This is a genomic window from Leclercia sp. CFBP8987, assembly GCF_034044995.2.
Classification (GTDB): Bacteria; Pseudomonadota; Gammaproteobacteria; order Enterobacterales; family Enterobacteriaceae; genus Enterobacter; species Enterobacter tamurae.
On the sequence record NZ_CM188255.1, the window covers coordinates 902505 to 918068 of the forward strand.

15 protein-coding genes and 1 tRNA gene are annotated in these 15564 nt (G+C 55.7%); 10 read left to right on the top strand and 6 right to left on the bottom strand.

What is annotated here, in order from left to right:
- The first annotated feature begins 36 nt into the window (after positions 1-36).
- On the top strand, positions 37-807 hold the full coding sequence (locus SOM40_RS04220; protein WP_320530585.1) for a class I SAM-dependent methyltransferase: 771 nt from the start codon (positions 37-39) through the stop codon (positions 805-807).
- A gap of 53 nt (positions 808-860) precedes the next feature.
- Here SOM40_RS04220 and mltD read toward each other — a convergent pair whose 3' ends face one another.
- Entirely contained in the window at positions 861-2228 is a 1368-nt protein-coding gene (gene mltD, locus SOM40_RS04225; RefSeq protein WP_106996012.1) for a murein transglycosylase D, read from the bottom strand.
- A 68-nt stretch (positions 2229-2296) separates the two neighbouring features.
- Positions 2297-3055: a hydroxyacylglutathione hydrolase gene (gene gloB / locus SOM40_RS04230; protein WP_166181645.1), complete on the bottom strand. Its 759-nt coding sequence runs from the start codon at positions 3053-3055 to the stop codon at positions 2297-2299.
- A 32-nt stretch (positions 3056-3087) separates the two neighbouring features.
- On the opposite strand from gloB, the gene SOM40_RS04235 reads away from it, so the two are divergent.
- Entirely contained in the window at positions 3088-3804 is a 717-nt protein-coding gene (locus SOM40_RS04235; protein ID WP_106996010.1) for a class I SAM-dependent methyltransferase, read from the top strand.
- Here the strand turns inward: SOM40_RS04235 and rnhA are convergent, their stop codons facing one another.
- Complete coding sequence (gene rnhA, locus SOM40_RS04240; protein WP_032616665.1) at positions 3805-4272, bottom strand: ribonuclease HI; 468 nt, start codon at positions 4270-4272, stop codon at positions 3805-3807.
- Positions 4273-4417: 145 nt separating this feature from the next.
- Here rnhA and dnaQ point away from each other — a divergent pair, with 145 nt between their 5' ends.
- On the top strand, positions 4418-5161 hold the full coding sequence (gene dnaQ, locus SOM40_RS04245) for a DNA polymerase III subunit epsilon (RefSeq protein ID WP_261641691.1): 744 nt from the start codon (positions 4418-4420) through the stop codon (positions 5159-5161).
- 130 nt (positions 5162-5291) lie between these two features.
- Positions 5292-5368, top strand: a tRNA-Asp gene (locus SOM40_RS04250).
- A 100-nt stretch (positions 5369-5468) separates the two neighbouring features.
- Here SOM40_RS04250 and SOM40_RS04255 read toward each other — a convergent pair.
- Both SOM40_RS04255 and fadE read right to left on the bottom strand, forming a co-directional pair.
- Positions 5469-6239, bottom strand: a complete 771-nt coding sequence (locus SOM40_RS04255) for an amidohydrolase (protein ID WP_106996008.1) — start codon at positions 6237-6239, stop codon at positions 5469-5471.
- Positions 6240-6348: 109 nt separating this feature from the next.
- Entirely contained in the window at positions 6349-8793 is a 2445-nt protein-coding gene (gene fadE / locus SOM40_RS04260) for an acyl-CoA dehydrogenase FadE (protein ID WP_320530586.1), read from the bottom strand.
- A gap of 238 nt (positions 8794-9031) precedes the next feature.
- Here fadE and lpcA point away from each other — a divergent pair, with 238 nt between their 5' ends.
- Both lpcA and SOM40_RS04270 read left to right on the top strand, forming a co-directional pair.
- Entirely contained in the window at positions 9032-9610 is a 579-nt protein-coding gene (gene lpcA, locus SOM40_RS04265; protein ID WP_059308682.1) for a D-sedoheptulose 7-phosphate isomerase, read from the top strand.
- A 45-nt stretch (positions 9611-9655) separates the two neighbouring features.
- Entirely contained in the window at positions 9656-10423 is a 768-nt protein-coding gene (locus SOM40_RS04270; protein ID WP_166181648.1) for a class II glutamine amidotransferase, read from the top strand.
- Here SOM40_RS04270 and dpaA read toward each other — a convergent pair.
- Positions 10394-11134 carry a peptidoglycan meso-diaminopimelic acid protein amidase gene (dpaA, locus tag SOM40_RS04275; protein ID WP_225759479.1) on the bottom strand — a complete coding sequence of 247 codons (741 nt, stop codon included), beginning with the start codon at positions 11132-11134 and terminating at the stop codon, positions 10394-10396. The two genes, SOM40_RS04270 and dpaA, sit on opposite strands and share 30 nt — an antisense overlap.
- Before the next feature lie 425 nt (positions 11135-11559).
- Here dpaA and SOM40_RS04280 point away from each other — a divergent pair, with 425 nt between their 5' ends.
- The 4 genes from SOM40_RS04280 to SOM40_RS04295 are packed head-to-tail and all read left to right on the top strand — an operon-like array spanning position 11560 to position 15563.
- The gene (locus SOM40_RS04280; RefSeq protein WP_320530587.1) at positions 11560-12903 is read left to right on the top strand and encodes a Na(+)-translocating NADH-quinone reductase subunit A; all 1344 of its coding nucleotides are present in this window, start codon (positions 11560-11562) and stop codon (positions 12901-12903) included.
- A gap of 3 nt (positions 12904-12906) precedes the next feature.
- Positions 12907-14145: an NADH:ubiquinone reductase (Na(+)-transporting) subunit B gene (locus SOM40_RS04285; protein WP_106996003.1), complete on the top strand. Its 1239-nt coding sequence runs from the start codon at positions 12907-12909 to the stop codon at positions 14143-14145.
- Positions 14138-14932, top strand: coding sequence for a Na(+)-translocating NADH-quinone reductase subunit C (locus SOM40_RS04290; RefSeq protein WP_106996002.1), 795 nt, complete (start codon positions 14138-14140; stop codon positions 14930-14932). The genes SOM40_RS04285 and SOM40_RS04290 overlap by 8 nt, the downstream gene beginning before the upstream one ends.
- On the top strand, positions 14925-15563 hold the full coding sequence (locus SOM40_RS04295; protein WP_320530588.1) for an NADH:ubiquinone reductase (Na(+)-transporting) subunit D: 639 nt from the start codon (positions 14925-14927) through the stop codon (positions 15561-15563). Before SOM40_RS04290 ends, SOM40_RS04295 begins: the two co-directional genes overlap by 8 nt.
- Position 15564: the final 1 nt, after the last annotated feature.

Below are 15564 nucleotides of genomic sequence, written 5' to 3' on the forward strand. Positions count from 1 at the left end.
GCCCTTTATTTTTCATCAACCAAAGGACAGCAAAAAATGACAACACAGTCCCATCATGACAACGTAGAAAAACAGTTTGGCTCCCAGGCGAAGGCCTATCTCACCAGCGCGGTTCACGCGTCCGGGCGCGATCTGCAGCGCCTGGCTGAGCGTCTGGCTGACTTTCCCGATGCCAGCGTGCTGGATTTAGGCTGCGGAGCGGGTCATGCCAGCTTTGTGGCGGCACAGCAGGTCGCTCATGTGACGGCATATGACTTATCCAGCCAGATGCTGGAGGTGGTCGCTGCGGCTGCCATTGAGAAGGGGCTGGGGAATATTGCTACCCGCCAGGGTTATGCCGAATCCTTACCCTTCACCGACCACTCTTTTGATATCGTTATCAGCCGCTACTCGGCGCACCACTGGCACGATGTCGGCCAGGCGTTACGCGACGTTAAGCGGGTGCTGAAACCGGGCGGTTTGGTCATCATCATGGATATCATGTCGCCCGGCCATCCTGTTCGGGATATCTGGTTGCAGACGGTTGAAGCCCTGCGTGATACCTCGCATGTCCGTAATTACTCCAGCGGCGAATGGTTATCGATGTTCACTGACGCCGGGCTGATTACGCGGGCGTTGCAGACCGACAGGCTGACCCTGGAGTTCTCTTCATGGATTGCCCGTATGTGCACGCCAGAGGCATTGAGCCAGGCAATTCGTCTCTATCAGGATAGCGCTTCCGCGGAGGTAAAAACCTATTTTGAGCTGCAGGAGGAGGGCTCATTCACCAGCGATACGCTCTTCGCTGAAGCCCGGAAAGCGGGATAAAACAAAAAAGGCACCGGGGGAATCGGTGCCTTTTTTACATCAGGTCTCTGAAATCAGGAATCCGGTGTCGCGTTGTTTTTCACAAACAACGTTATCCGATCGCCAGGCTGCAGATTGTCGGTATCGCTGTTCCAGCGCATCACATCTTTGATGTTCACGCCGTGACGCTTCGCAATACTAGAGAGCGAATCGCCTTTTTGCACGCGATAGGTAATGCTATCGCTGTTATTGGCGAGACGCTGCGCGCTGGTACCCGCGCCAATCGTCAGGTTCTGACCCACTTTCAGGCTGGAGCCGCGCAGCTTGTTCCACTGCTGCAGATCGTTGGTGCTCACGCCAAGACGTGATGCAATACCTGAAAGCGTATCGCCTGTACGTACCTGATAGCTACGGCTGTTAACCGGTGAATTATCCGCGATCAGCGTAGACTGAACCGCAGCAATTTCACCCGCCGCCAGAGATACCCGTAACTGTTCAGCGTGTTTCTGCGGCACCAGAACGTACTTCGGCCCGCTGTTACCCAACGTAGAGCCCTTTACACCTGCGTTAAAGGCTTTCAGTTTGGTGACCGAGATCCCTGCCATATCCGCAACCTGTCTCAGTTCAACAGGATTGTTGATACGCACTCTCGCCAGCGCGCGACTCTCGTCCGAGGTCGGCAGCTTCACGCCGTACTGTTGGCTGTTTTTGAAAATTTCACTCAAAGCCAGCATTTTTGGTACGTATAATTTGGTTTCCCGTGGCAGTGGAAGCGACCAAAAGTCGGTAGGTTTACCCCGTGCTTTATTCGCTTTCATTGCCTTCAGTACACGACCCTCACCGCTGTTATACGCAGCGACAGTCAGCAGCCAGTCACCGTCGAACATCTTGTTCAGACGTTGCATCATGTCGAGTGCTGCAGTCGTCGAAGCGACCACATCACGACGCGCATCGTAGTTGCGGGTCTGTTTTAAACCATAATTTCGCCCTGTGCTCGGAATGATCTGCCAAAGACCTGCGGCCTTGGCGCCAGACGTTGCATGTGGGTCAAAAGCGCTCTCCACTATGGGTAGTAGTACCAGTTCCATAGGCATGTTACGTTTCTTAACTTGCCCTGCTATCCAGTACATATACGGCTCTGCCCGTAAAGTTACATCGTGGAGATAGCTCTTATTGCTTAAATACTTCTGTTTCTGTTCGCGAATCCGGCTGTTTTCCGGAATTCCCATCTTTAGCTCGTCGCCAATAGAGACCCACAAGTCTTGATCCTGTGCGAAAGACGTCCCATCGTCTGCCCATCGCGATTGACTTGTAAACTTCCCTGCTTCCCCTTGACCAGCTGCAGAAAGGCTCTGTGCGTGCTGTTGTACGTTGCCAGTGTTCTGAGACGCCTGGCAACCCACAAGCAGGACAGAGGCGAGTAATATCGCTTTTGCCTTCATGTGTGTGTCAATAGTTGCTTAAAAGACGAGCGATGATAACGACGAATATTTGAAAAGGCAACACACAATTATGAGAAGTTATCTTTCTTAGCCCTTAACCATGCGAAAATCTCTTCAGGTTGTTGCATATTTGTTTCTTCATTAATTTTATTAATTAAATCAACGTCATCAGTTCTGAGAAATAAATTAATTTTACGTTCATTTTTCAGAATTCCGGGGAGTGTTTTTTGTTTTTTTGCACGTAACTCATTAACTTTGCGGTAATAATCCTGAATCGCCGTATCCTCGGGCAAAACGTGCATTGCAAACTTCATATTCGCTAAAGTGTATTCATGTGCGCAACAAATGAGAGTGTCGGCGGGAAGGACGTTAATTTTCTGGAAGGACTGGTACATCTGGGCTGGCGTGCCTTCAAACAGTCTTCCGCAGCCTCCGGAGAACATGGTATCGCCACAAAAAAGATAAGGAAAACTGAAGTACGAGATATGTCCTAAAGTGTGACCCGGTGTGGCAATTACGGAAAACTCCGACGCAAGAATGAGGATCTTTTCTCCATCTTCGACTACGCGGGTAGCTCCTTTATCTTGTGTCTCAGCGGGGCCATAGACCACAAGATGCGGAAATTTTGCACAGATTGCTGCCACGCCGCCCACGTGGTCGTGGTGATGATGGGTCAGAAGAATCGCTTCCGGCTGCCACTGGTTTTGCTCAATGGCCTTCAGCACCGGCTCTGCTTCGCCAGGATCGACGATGATGCAGCGACCTTCATCATTGGTTAAAACCCAGATGTAATTGTCCTGAAAAGCAGGAATACTGATAAGATTCATACATTACCTCTCATAGCGTGGCGGGTGTTTTGATGAAACCGGCAAGGATACCTCAGATTGTCTCAGCACCAGCACATTGGGCGGAATTGCCCTGGGGCGAATATTATCGCGAAGCGCTTGAGCAGCAGCTTAAGCCCTGGTTTGCGAAAATGTATGGTTTTCACCTGCTTAAGATTGGCAATCTGAGCGCGGAAATCAACACCGAAAGTTGCGGGATCTCACATCAGGTTAATGTTTCGCTGGGGGGCGAGCCCGTTCAGGTGAAGGCGGACCCGTTACATTTGCCGTTTGCTGAAAAATCTGTGGATGCCTGCCTGCTGGCGCATTCGTTGCCCTGGTGCGAAGATCCACACCGTTTGCTGCGGGAAGCTGATCGGGTGCTGATTGATGATGGCTGGCTGGTGATCAGCGGGTTTAACCCGATGAGTCTGATGGGACTGCGTAAGCTGGTGCCGGTTCTGCGCCACACCCCGCCGTACAACAGCCGGATGTTCACCCTGATGCGTCAGCTCGACTGGCTGTCGCTGCTCAACTTTGAGGTGATGCACCATAGCGGTTTTCAGGTTTTACCCTGGACGCGGCAGGGCGGGAAGATGCTCAGCACCCATTTCCCGGCGCTGGGCTGTATGCAGCTGATTGTGGCGCGCAAGCGCACCATCCCTCTGACGCTTAACCCCATGAAACAGAGCAAAGCGAAAACGCCGCTGCGTGCCGCCGTGGGTGCGACGCGCCAATACCGTAAGCCCTGATCAGGCTTCCGGTTTATACCCTACATCGTCATGCTGCGGATTCATCGCCGCTGCGCGGGCCAGTTCGTCACAGCGTTCGTTTTCAGGATGCCCGGCGTGGCCTTTCACCCACTCCCACTGGATTTTATGCTGGCTGAGTGCCGCATCCAGACGCTGCCAGAGATCAACATTCTTCACCGGTTTTTTGTCGGCAGTTTTCCAGCCCCGTTTTTTCCAGTTATGGATCCACTGCGTGATCCCCTGGCGCACATACTGGCTGTCGGTGCTCAGCACGATATCGCAGTGCTCTTTCAGCGCCTCAAGGGCCACAATCGCCGCCATCAACTCCATACGGTTGTTGGTGGTCAGGCGATAGCCTTCGTTGAAGGTTTTTTCGTGTTCGCGATAACGCAAAATTGCACCGTAGCCCCCCGGTCCCGGGTTGCCGAGGCACGATCCGTCGGTGTAAATCTCTACCTGTTTACGCATCCTGGCAGACATCCTGTAATCAAAACGGTAAGTCTGACATAAATGGTCGCCATCAGCACTGCAAAATAGAGTCGGTGCGAATTAGCCTTTGAAGGCCTGGCCAGGTTGTTTACAATGTCGCCGTTGAACAGAGCAGGTTTTCAGAATGAGTATTGCAGACACACATAATGCCGACAGGATCATCGTCCTCGATACCGAAACCACCGGTATGAACCAGATCGGTGCTCACTATGAAGGGCACAAGATTATCGAGATCGGTGCGGTAGAGGTGATCAACCGCCGTCTTACCGGCAATAACTTTCACGTTTACCTGAAGCCAGACCGGCTGGTGGACCCGGAAGCCTTTGGCGTTCACGGTATCGCAGATGAATTCTTGCTGGATAAACCCACCTTTGCCGACGTCGCCGATGAGTTCATCGACTACATCAAAGGCGGCGAGTTGGTCATTCATAACGCCTCGTTTGATATCGGCTTTATGGACTATGAATTCAGCAAGCTCAACCGCGGCCTGCCGAAGACCGATACCTTCTGTAAAGTCACCGACAGTCTGGCGATGGCGAGGAGGATGTTCCCCGGCAAGCGTAACAGCCTCGATGCGTTGTGCTCGCGCTATGAAATAGATAACAGCAAACGAACGCTGCACGGGGCATTACTCGATGCCCAAATCCTGGCCGATGTCTATCTGATCATGACGGGGGGCCAGACAGCGCTGGCCTTTAACGCCGAAAATGATTCCCAGCAGCAGTCCGGAGAGAACGAAATTCAGCGCATTGTTCGTCAGGCCAGCGCATTGCGCGTCATTCTTGCCAGCGATGAAGAGTTACTGGAACATGAATCACGCCTGGATCTGGTGCAGAAGAAGGGCGGTAGCTGCCTCTGGCGCAGTTAATTGCGACAGAAATGCTGGTAAAATAACCGTTTGGATCGTTTTTGCAGCAAACGATTCAAAAGCAGAGAAAAAGCATTGACGGGATCGGAGGCAAACCGTAATATCTGCCTCGTTCCCAAGGGAACACAGCGGAGCGGTAGTTCAGTCGGTTAGAATACCTGCCTGTCACGCAGGGGGTCGCGGGTTCGAGTCCCGTCCGTTCCGCCACTATTCAGAAGGCCTGAATCAGCAATGATTCAGGCCTTTCTCGTTTTATCGCGCTGCTGATTTGGCCGGGCAACACGCTTTGATGCTACCCGGCAGATGTTTAGTTAATGCTAAACGGATCCGCATCCTGCCAGGCAGGAAACTTCTCCCGATAGTCTCTCAATGCCGTCAATGACAGCTCGGCGTCAATGCGTGTGGCATGATGCGGCTCTGCGGTGGCGATTATCTCCCCCTGCGGGTTTATCACCCGGCTGTCGCCGCGATAGTGATGCCCATTGCCGTCAGTACCCACCCGGTTGCAGCCCGCGACATAGGCCTGGTTCTCGATTGCCCGTGCGGTCAGCAGCGCCTGCCAGTGCAGCGAGCGCGGGGCAGGCCAGTTAGCGACATATAACGCCAGGTCATAATCGTTACGGTTACGCGACCATACCGGGAAGCGCAGGTCGTAACAGACTAACGGCAGAATGCGCCAGCCGCGCCACTCAAACACCAGCCGCTCATTACCCGCTTCATAATGCTGGTGCTCATCCGCCATGCGGAACAGATGGCGCTTATCGTAGAAATGCACCTTGCCCTCGGGCTCAACCAGCAGAAAACGGTTAACCGGCCCACGTTCGGTCTGCAACGCGGCGCTCCCGGCGATTAACGCCTGAGTTTGCTGCGCTCTGGCCTGCATCCAGGCCACTACATCCTCCTGCGGCAGGGACTGTTTTGCCGCTTCCATGGCAAACCCGGTGGTGAACATTTCAGGCAGGATAATGATGTCGCGTCCGGCGATCCCCTCCAGCTGACGATCAAAATGGCGCAGATTGGCGGGGCCATCCATCCACACCAGCGGTTGTTGCAAAAGCGTAATCTTCAAACCAGGCACAGTAAGACTCCTCGAAGAACCACATTTTGACACTGTAGCACGACAATCAGAGAAACGGGCTGCAATAAAAAACCCCGCACCAGGCGGGGTTGTTTAGCACTGCAACGGGTTATGCGGCTTCCGGTTTACGCACGATCTCTGTCAGCTTTACCGGCTGTGCTGCCAGCTCATCGGCGTCGAAATCATCGACGTTAATACTGCGCAGACGGCTCTCTTCCGCTTTGATCAGCAGGGCAGCGTCGTCCTGACTGATGATGCCCCCGGCGAGGGCCTGTTTCGCCAGCTCATCCAGGCGGGTGAACGGCAGGTTTTTACCGAGCTGTTTGCAGATCTTCTGATGAATCGGATCGGCAGCCATCACATCCAGCAGCGCCTCTTCCAGCAGTCCCACCGGGTTATGCTCGCTCGGGGTCAGGTACTGACCGCGGCCGATACGGGAGCGGGTTGCGCTCGGCACCTGCAGGATCTTCGCCACTTTATGATCCAGCTTATCGGACGGCGCCAGATAGTGACGGCCGGTCGGGAAGATGACCACACGCAGGGCACCGGCGACAACGCGGTTCGGGAAGTTCACCAGCAGATCGTCAATAGCCTGTTCAGCCTGATACAGCGCATCCTGCACGCCCCAGTGCACCAGCGGCAGATCCGCTTCATGACGGCCTTCATCGTCGTAGCGTTTCAGTACCGCAGAGGCGAGGAAGATCTGGCTCAGCACATCACCCAGACGAGCGGAGATACGTTCCCGGCGCTTCAGACTACCGCCCAGCACCGCCATCGACACGTCGGAGAGCAGCGCAAGGTTGGCACTCAGACGGTTCAGATGCTGGTAGTAACGACGGGTAGCATCGCCGGTTGGCGTGGCGCTGGTCAGGCCGCGGGTCAGACCCAGCCAGAAGCTGCGCATTTGGTTACTGCCGACGTGGCCGATGTGTTTAAACAGCAGCTTGTCGAAAGCATCCACGTCATTGTTCTGTGCGGCCGCCATCTCTTCCAGTACGTATGGATGGCAGCGGATTGCGCCCTGACCGAAGATCATCATGCTGCGGGTCAGGATGTTGGCCCCTTCCACGGTAATGGCAATAGGTGCGCCCTGATAGCCGCGTGCCAGGAAGTTACCTTCGCCGAGCATAATGCCTTTCCCGCCAGCGATATCCATCGCGTCGATGATCGACTGCTGCGCACGGTGGGTACAGTGATATTTCACGATGGCGGACAGCACGGCTGGTTTTTCACCCAGCATAATGCCGTAGGTAATTAAGGAGGCAGCTGCATCCATTACGTAGGCGTTGCCTGCGATACGCGCCAGCGGCTCCTCAATCCCTTCCATTTTACCGATAGAGACTTTGAACTGACGGCGGATATGAGCGTAAGCACCAATCCCCATCGCCACCGATTTCAGACCGCCGGTTGAGTTCGACGGCAGGGTAATGCCGCGGCCAACAGACAGACATTCCACCAGCATACGCCAGCCCTGACCGGCCATTTTCGGGCCGCCGATGATGTAATCAATTGGGACAAAGATATCCTGACCGCGGGTCGGACCGTTCTGGAACGGCACGTTCAGCGGGAAGTGACGACGACCAATTTCCACGCCCGGGGTAGAGGTAGGGATCAGCGCACAGGTAATGCCCAGATCCTCTTCACCGCCTAACAACTTATTCGGGTCGGAGAGTTTAAAGGCCAGCCCCAGCACGGTGGCGATTGGCGCCAGCGTAATGTAGCGTTTGTTCCAGGTCAGGCGCATACCCAGCACCTGCTCACCCTGCCAGTCGCCCATGCAGACCACACCGGTATCCGGGATGGCACCGGCATCGGAACCCGCTTCCGGGCTGGTCAGTGCGAAGCATGGGATTTCCAGACCGCGTGCCAGACGCGGCAGGTAGTGATCTTTCTGCTCTTCAGTACCGTAATGTTGCAGCAGTTCGCCCGGGCCTAAGGAGTTAGGCACGCCGACGGTGATCGCCAGGATCCCGGAGACGCCGGACAGTTTTTGCAGCACGCGAGCCTGAGCGTAAGCAGAGAACTCCAGCCCGCCGTACTCTTTCTTGATGATCATCGCAAAGAAGCGGTGCTCTTTTAAAAATGCCCACAGTTCCGGCGGAAGATCGGCCATCTCATGGGTGATCTGGAAGTCATTCGCCATCCGGCAGGCTTCTTCAACCGGACCATCAATGAACGCCTGCTCTTCCGCAGTAAGGCGCGGCTGCGGGTAGTTATGCAGCTTTTTCCAGTCAGGATTGCCCTGGAACAGATCGCCTTCCCACCAGGTGGTGCCCGCATCGATAGCTTCTTTTTCGGTACGCGACATCGGCGGCATGACTTTGCGGAAGCCACGGAATACCGGAGCGGAAATCATCGACTTACGCATGGAAGGGATGTTGAACGGCACCAGCATAATCGCCACCGGCACCAGCACCCAGATATTCCAGATGCCAGCGACGCCGAGCGCAGCGGTCCAGGCCAGTAAGATGAGGCTGCTCAAAAGCAAGCTGACCCGGTGATAGAACAACACCCCGATCAGCATAACGGATAAAAGAATACTTAAAATCATCATAAAGAAATGCTCCCTGTCTTGTAGGAGGTCTGACCACTTGTGATGATATGGTTGTAGTGGATGTTATTTCTTTTAGCAATGCATTCACAAAATAATTACAACCTGGTTCACATTGTTCATGTTTTACGCGGCACAAATAAGCAAAACGCCCGCCGATTCATGCGGCTTTAGCTTCTCGCTTTTACCGCTATCCGGTAAACTTGCTCTGTTATTTCATCAATACTGAAGGATTATCCTCATGTACCAGGATCTTATTCGTAACGAACTGAACGAAGCGGCGGAAACGCTGGCTAACTTTCTGAAAGATGAAGCCAATATTCACGCTATTCAGCGCGCGGCGGTCCTGCTGGCCGACAGCTTCAAAGAGGGCGGTAAAGTGCTCTCCTGCGGCAATGGCGGTTCACATTGTGATGCCATGCACTTTGCCGAGGAGCTGACCGGTCGTTATCGTGAAAACCGTCCGGGCTATCCGGCGATCGCCATCTCTGACGTCAGCCACATCTCCTGCGTGGGCAACGACTTCGGTTACGATCACATCTTCTCCCGCTATGTTGAAGCGGTGGGTCGTGAAGGGGATGTCCTGCTGGGGATTTCCACCTCCGGCAACTCCGGTAACGTGATCAAAGCGATTGAAGCGGCACGCGAGAAGGGGATGAAAGTCATTACCCTGACCGGCAAAGACGGCGGCAAAATGGCGGGTACGGCGGATATCGAAATTCGCGTGCCTCACTTCGGTTACGCTGACCGTATTCAGGAAATTCACATCAAAGTGATCCATATCCTGATTCAGTTAATCGAAAAAGAGATGGTTAAGTAAGACTTCGCTGGGGGCATATCGCCCCCGCAGTTGTGGAGGTGATGTATGTGCGAACTGCTCGGGATGAGCGCCAATGTGCCGACCGATATCTGCTTCAGTTTTACCGGGCTGGTGCAGCGCGGTGGAGGAACCGGGCCGCATAAAGACGGCTGGGGTATCACCTTCTACGAAGGGAAAGGCTGTCGCACGTTCAAGGATCCACAACCCAGCTTTAACTCCCCGATTGCCAGACTGGTGCAGGATTATCCGATTAAATCCCGCTCGGTGGTGGCCCATATTCGCCAGGCCAACCGCGGCGAAGTCGCGCTGGAAAATACCCATCCGTTTACCCGCGAGCTGTGGGGACGCAACTGGACCTATGCTCATAACGGCCAGCTGAGCGGTTACAAGTCGCTGGAGACCGGCAACTTCCGTCCGGTGGGGGAAACCGACAGTGAAAAAGCCTTCTGCTGGCTGCTGCATAAGCTGACCGAGCGCTATCCACGCACCCCGAGCAACATGACCGCAGTGTTTAAATACATTGCGTCGCTGGCGTCCGAGCTACGTGAGAAGGGCGTGTTTAACATGCTGTTGTCTGACGGGCGCTACGTGATGGCGTTCTGCTCCACGAATCTGTTCTGGATCACCCGCCGGGCGCCGTTTGGCGTGGCAAAGCTGCTGGATCAGGATGTGGAAATTGACTTTCAGAAAGAGACCACACCGAACGATGTGGTTACTGTGATTGCAACGCAGCCGCTGACGGGCAACGAAGCCTGGCAAAAGATTATGCCAGGCGAGTGGATCTTATTTTGTCTCGGGGAGCGTGTAGTTTGACGCCAGCTGTGGCTGGACGACTTCGTGGCTCAGCGGCTTGCTGACCACGTAACGTCCATCCACCACCGAAACAGTCGGCGGCTTACGGGTCTGCTGGAAGTAGTCATAACCCGGTTTCAGCTGTTTCCAGAACTCCGCGTAGTAGGACGTTTTGTGACGCGCCATATTGGCATCGGTCATCCGGAACGGATAGATGCTCACCTGCACGGCAGACTGGCCAAACACCAACGCCCCGGTCACAAACTGGAAGATCTCATCAATCCCGCTGTCGGTCATGGCGTAGCAGCCAACGGAAACACATGCCCCGTGGATCATCAGGTATTTACCGTCATAGCCATGCGCACGGTCATAGGCATTCGGAAAGCCGATGTTGATGGCTTTATAGAAGCGGCTGTCGGGTTTTAGCTGGCTACGCTGAACGCTGTAGAACCCCTCCGGGCTTTTAAAATCGCCCTGACGCTGTTTCGGGCCGAGGCCGCCGGAGTAGTTACAGATTTTATAGCTGTCGAGCAGCTGATACGTCTCACCCATCTTCACAAACAGGTCTAACGTACGCTCTTCCTTGAAGATCTGGATATAGACCGGAGAGCCCATCAACTGCTGCTTGTATTCTTTGCTCACTGGCGTCGTGGAGCTGTTGCTGCTGAGCAGCCCGGCAAACGAAACGCACGGAATAAGAAGCATCGCAATGAACAATGCGATTTTACGCATACTACATGTTCCTTGATAAAACATAACCAACTTGCCAGGACGGCAAAAGAGAGCCGAAATCAGATTTGTCTGTATCGGGCGTGCTCACATTAGCACCACTGCATTTTTTCGCAAGCGCCAGCTCGACGGTTTACAAAATAGTTTTCCCTTATAACCTGGATCGGTCGCGCTGGCATTGAGAACTTTGCGTAATCGGTCGCATTTTAGCACCTGCCGCTGCGTTATCTCTGCCTCCTGATAGGTGAAAATGGTACACTGCGCCCGTCTTATGACCGAAGGGTAAGAAAGGACGCTTTTTCAGGATCATCCGCGATCCTGCTGTTCACACAGGCGAGTTCTCGCCGCCTTTCTTTATCCTGTGCAACGACTTCTGACTCGTCCGCCCCTCTGGGCGGAACGGTTATTCATGGATATCAACTAACACTATGATCAGAATAAGAAAAGGACTTGATTTGCCGATTTCCGGCATTCCCGTACAGCAGATTTCGCCCGGTGCAACACCGCGCCATATAGCGATCCTCGGGGACGATTACCTGGGGATGCGTCCCACCATGCTGGTGCAGGAGGGCGACAGCGTCATGAAGGGCCAGGCGCTTTTCGAGGATAAAAAAAATCCCGGCGTCCTCTTCACCGCACCCGCCAGCGGAACGGTAGTGGCCATTCATCGTGGCGAGCGTCGGGTACTGCAATCGGTGGTGATCCGGCTGGAGGGCGATCGGCAGCGCGAGTTTACCCGTCACGATACTGCTGACCTGCCCACGCTTTCACGCCAGTCGGTGCAGGCGCAACTGCTGGAATCAGGGCTGTGGACGGCGCTGCGTACCCGTCCATTCAGCAAAACCCCGGTGCCTGGCACCGTGCCTGCCGCCATTTTCGTCACCGCCATCGACACCAATCCGCTCAGCGCCGACCCGCAGCCGATTATCCTGGCCCAGCGTCAGGCATTTGATGCCGGACTGACCCTCCTGACGCGCCTGACGGACGGTAAAGTACATGTCTGCCAGGCGGGCGGCGGCAAGCTGGGTGGGCACCCGCAAGGGAAGGTGACGTTCAACGCCTTCGCCGGGCCGCATCCGGCAGGCTTGCCAGGGACGCATATCCATTTCCTGGAAGCCGTCAGCCTGACCAAACAGGTCTGGCATCTGAACTACCAGGAGGTGATCGCCATCGGCAAGCTGTTCACCACCGGCGAGCTTTGTACCGAGCGGGTTATCGCCCTCGGCGGCCCGCAGATGCGCAACCCACGTCTGGTGCGCACCTGCCTGGGGGCAGATCTTAATGACCTGCTGGCGGACGAAACCCTGGACGGCGAAAACCGTCATATTTCGGGTTCAGTTCTGAGCGGCAGGCATGCCACAGGCACCCACGCGTATCTCGGGCGCTTTCATCTCCAGGTCAGCGTGGTGAAAGAGGGGCGCGAGAAAGAGCTGTTCGGCTGGGTGATGCCCGGCAGAGAGAAGTTCTCCGTCACCCGCACCACGCTCGGCCACTTCCTGCGCAACAAGCTGTTCAACTTCTCCACCGACACCAACGGCGGCGAGCGGGCGATGGTGCCCATCGGCAATTACGAGCGCGTAATGCCGCTCGACATCCTGCCGACCCTGCTGCTGCGCGATCTGCTGGCGGGCGATACTGACAGTGCCCAGGCGCTGGGCTGCCTCGAGCTGGATGAAGAAGATCTGGCCCTGTGCACCTACGTTTGCCCCGGTAAATACGAATACGGACCCGTATTGCGCGAGGTATTAACCCGCATTGAGCAGGAAGGATAACTGATGGGCCTGAAACATCTCATTGAGAAGCTGGAGCCGCACTTTACCCACGGCGGCAAGCTGGAAAAGTACTACCCGCTGTTTGAAGCGACCGCGACGCTGTTCTATACGCCTGGCCAGGTCACCAAAGGGGCCGCGCACGTGCGCGACGCCATCGACCTCAAGCGCATGATGATCCTCGTCTGGTTCGCGGTGTTCCCGGCGATGTTCTGGGGCATGTACAACGTCGGCCTGCAGACTATCCCGGCGCTGACGCATCTTTATGATGCCCAGCAGCTGCCGCAGATTATCGCGGGGGACTGGCACTACCGGGTGGCGCAGATGCTGGGGGTCAGCTTTACCCCTGATGCCGGTTGGATCAGCATGATGACCCTGGGGGCGGTCTATTTCCTGCCCATCTACCTGACGGTCTTCCTGGTCGGCGGCTTCTGGGAAGTGCTGTTCGCGATTATCCGTAAGCACGAGATCAACGAAGGCTTCTTTGTCACCTCCATTCTGTTTGCCCTGATTGTCCCGCCAACGCTGCCGCTGTGGCAGGCGGCGATGGGCATCAGCTTTGGCGTGGTGATGGCGAAGGAGATCTTCGGCGGTACCGGGCGTAACTTCCTCAACCCGGCCCTTGCCGGACGTGCGTTCCTGTTCTTTGCCTACCCGGCGCAAATCTCCGGCGATCTGGTCTGGACGGCGGCGGATGGTTTCTCCGGTGCGACGCCGCTGTCGCAGTGGGCCGCCCACGGCGGCGAGGCGCTGGTCAACAACGCCACCGGGCAACCGGTCAGCTGGTTCGATGCCTTTATCGGTACCATTCCGGGCTCGATAGGCGAAGTCTCCACGCTGATGATCCTGATTGGTGGTGCCATCATTCTGTTTGGCCGCGTCGCCTCCTGGCGCATCGTGGCTGGCGTCATGCTCGGCATGATCCTCACCGCAACGCTGTTTAATCTGATCGGCTCGACGACTAACCCGATGTTCGCCATGCCGTGGTACTGGCATCTGGTGCTGGGCGGTTTCGCCTTCGGCATGATGTTTATGGCCACCGACCCGGTGTCAGCCTCCTTTACCGATAAAGGCAAATGGTGGTACGGGGCGCTGATCGGTGTGATGTGTGTACTGATCCGCGTCGTGAACCCGGCCTACCCGGAAGGGATGATGCTGGCGATCCTGTTCGCCAACCTGTTTGCGCCGCTGTTCGATTACCTGGTAGTGCGGGCCAACATCAAACGGAGGAAGGCGCGTGGCTGAGATAAAAAATAATGACAGCATCGGCAAGACGCTGATGGTGGTCATCGTGTTGTGCCTGGTCTGCTCCATCGTGGTGGCGGGCTCTGCGGTAGGGCTTAAGTCCCGTCAGCAGGAACAACGCGCCCTCGATAAGCAACGTAACATTCTGGCGGTGGCCGGCCTGATGCAGGGCGAAATGAGCGCCGAAGATGTGGCGCAGACCTTTGCCGAACGCATCACCCCGCGTCTGGTGGATCTCAATACAGGCGAGCTGCTTGAGAGCGATCCGTCCAGCTACAACCAGGCGCAGGCGCTGAAAGATCCACAGCGCAGCACCGTGCTGGAGGCCAGTCAGGATCCGGCTGGCATCAAGCGTCGCAGCAACACGGCGGAGATCTACCTGGTGCGGGATGAGCAACAACGCGTCCAGGAGCTGGTTCTGCCGGTGTACGGCAACGGATTGTGGTCGATGATGTATGCCTTCGTCGCCCTCAATACTGATGGCCGCACGGTTAAAGGCATCACTTATTACGACCAGGGCGAAACCCCGGGGCTGGGTGGCGAAGTAGAGAATCCGGCCTGGCGGGCGCAGTTTGTCGGCAAAAAGGTGCTGGATGATAACGGTCAACCGGCGCTGAAAGTGATGAAAGGGGCCGCACGTCCGGGGGATGAGTACGCTGTCGATGGCCTCTCTGGTGCCACGCTGACCTCAAACGGCGTTCAGCACAGCTTTGATTTCTGGATGGGTGAGCTGGGCTTTGGACCCTTTCTTAAAAAGGTACGTGAAGGAGAGCTGAACAATGGCTGATGCGGGCGAACTGAAAGAAGTTAAACGGGTTCTTATCGGGCCGCTGATCGCCAACAACCCGATTACCCTGCAGGTCCTGGGGGTCTGTTCGGCGCTGGCGGTGACCACCAAGCTGGAAACCGCGGTGGTGATGACCCTGGCGGTAACTCTGGTGACGGCGTTTTCCAGCATGTTCATCTCGATGATCCGCCACCACATCCCCAACAGCGTGCGCATTATCGTGCAGATGGCGATCATCGCCTCGCTAGTGATCGTGGTGGATCAGCTGCTGCGGGCCTTTGCCTACGAAACCTCAAAACAGCTGTCGGTGTTTGTCGGCCTTATTATCACCAACTGCATCGTGATGGGGCGGGCAGAAGCCTACGCCATGAAGATGCCGCCGCTGGCGAGCTTTATGGATGGCATCGGCAACGGTCTTGGCTACGGCGTGATCCTGCTGACGGTCGGTTTCCTGCGCGAGCTGATCGGCAGCGGCAAACTGTTTGGTATCACCGTGTTCGATACCGTGCAAAACGGCGGCTGGTATCTGCCGAACGGCCTGTTCCTGCTGGCCCCCAGCGCGTTCTTCATTATCGGTTTGCTGATCTGGGCGGTGAGAACCTGGCGCCCTGAGCAGCAGGAAAAGGAGTAAC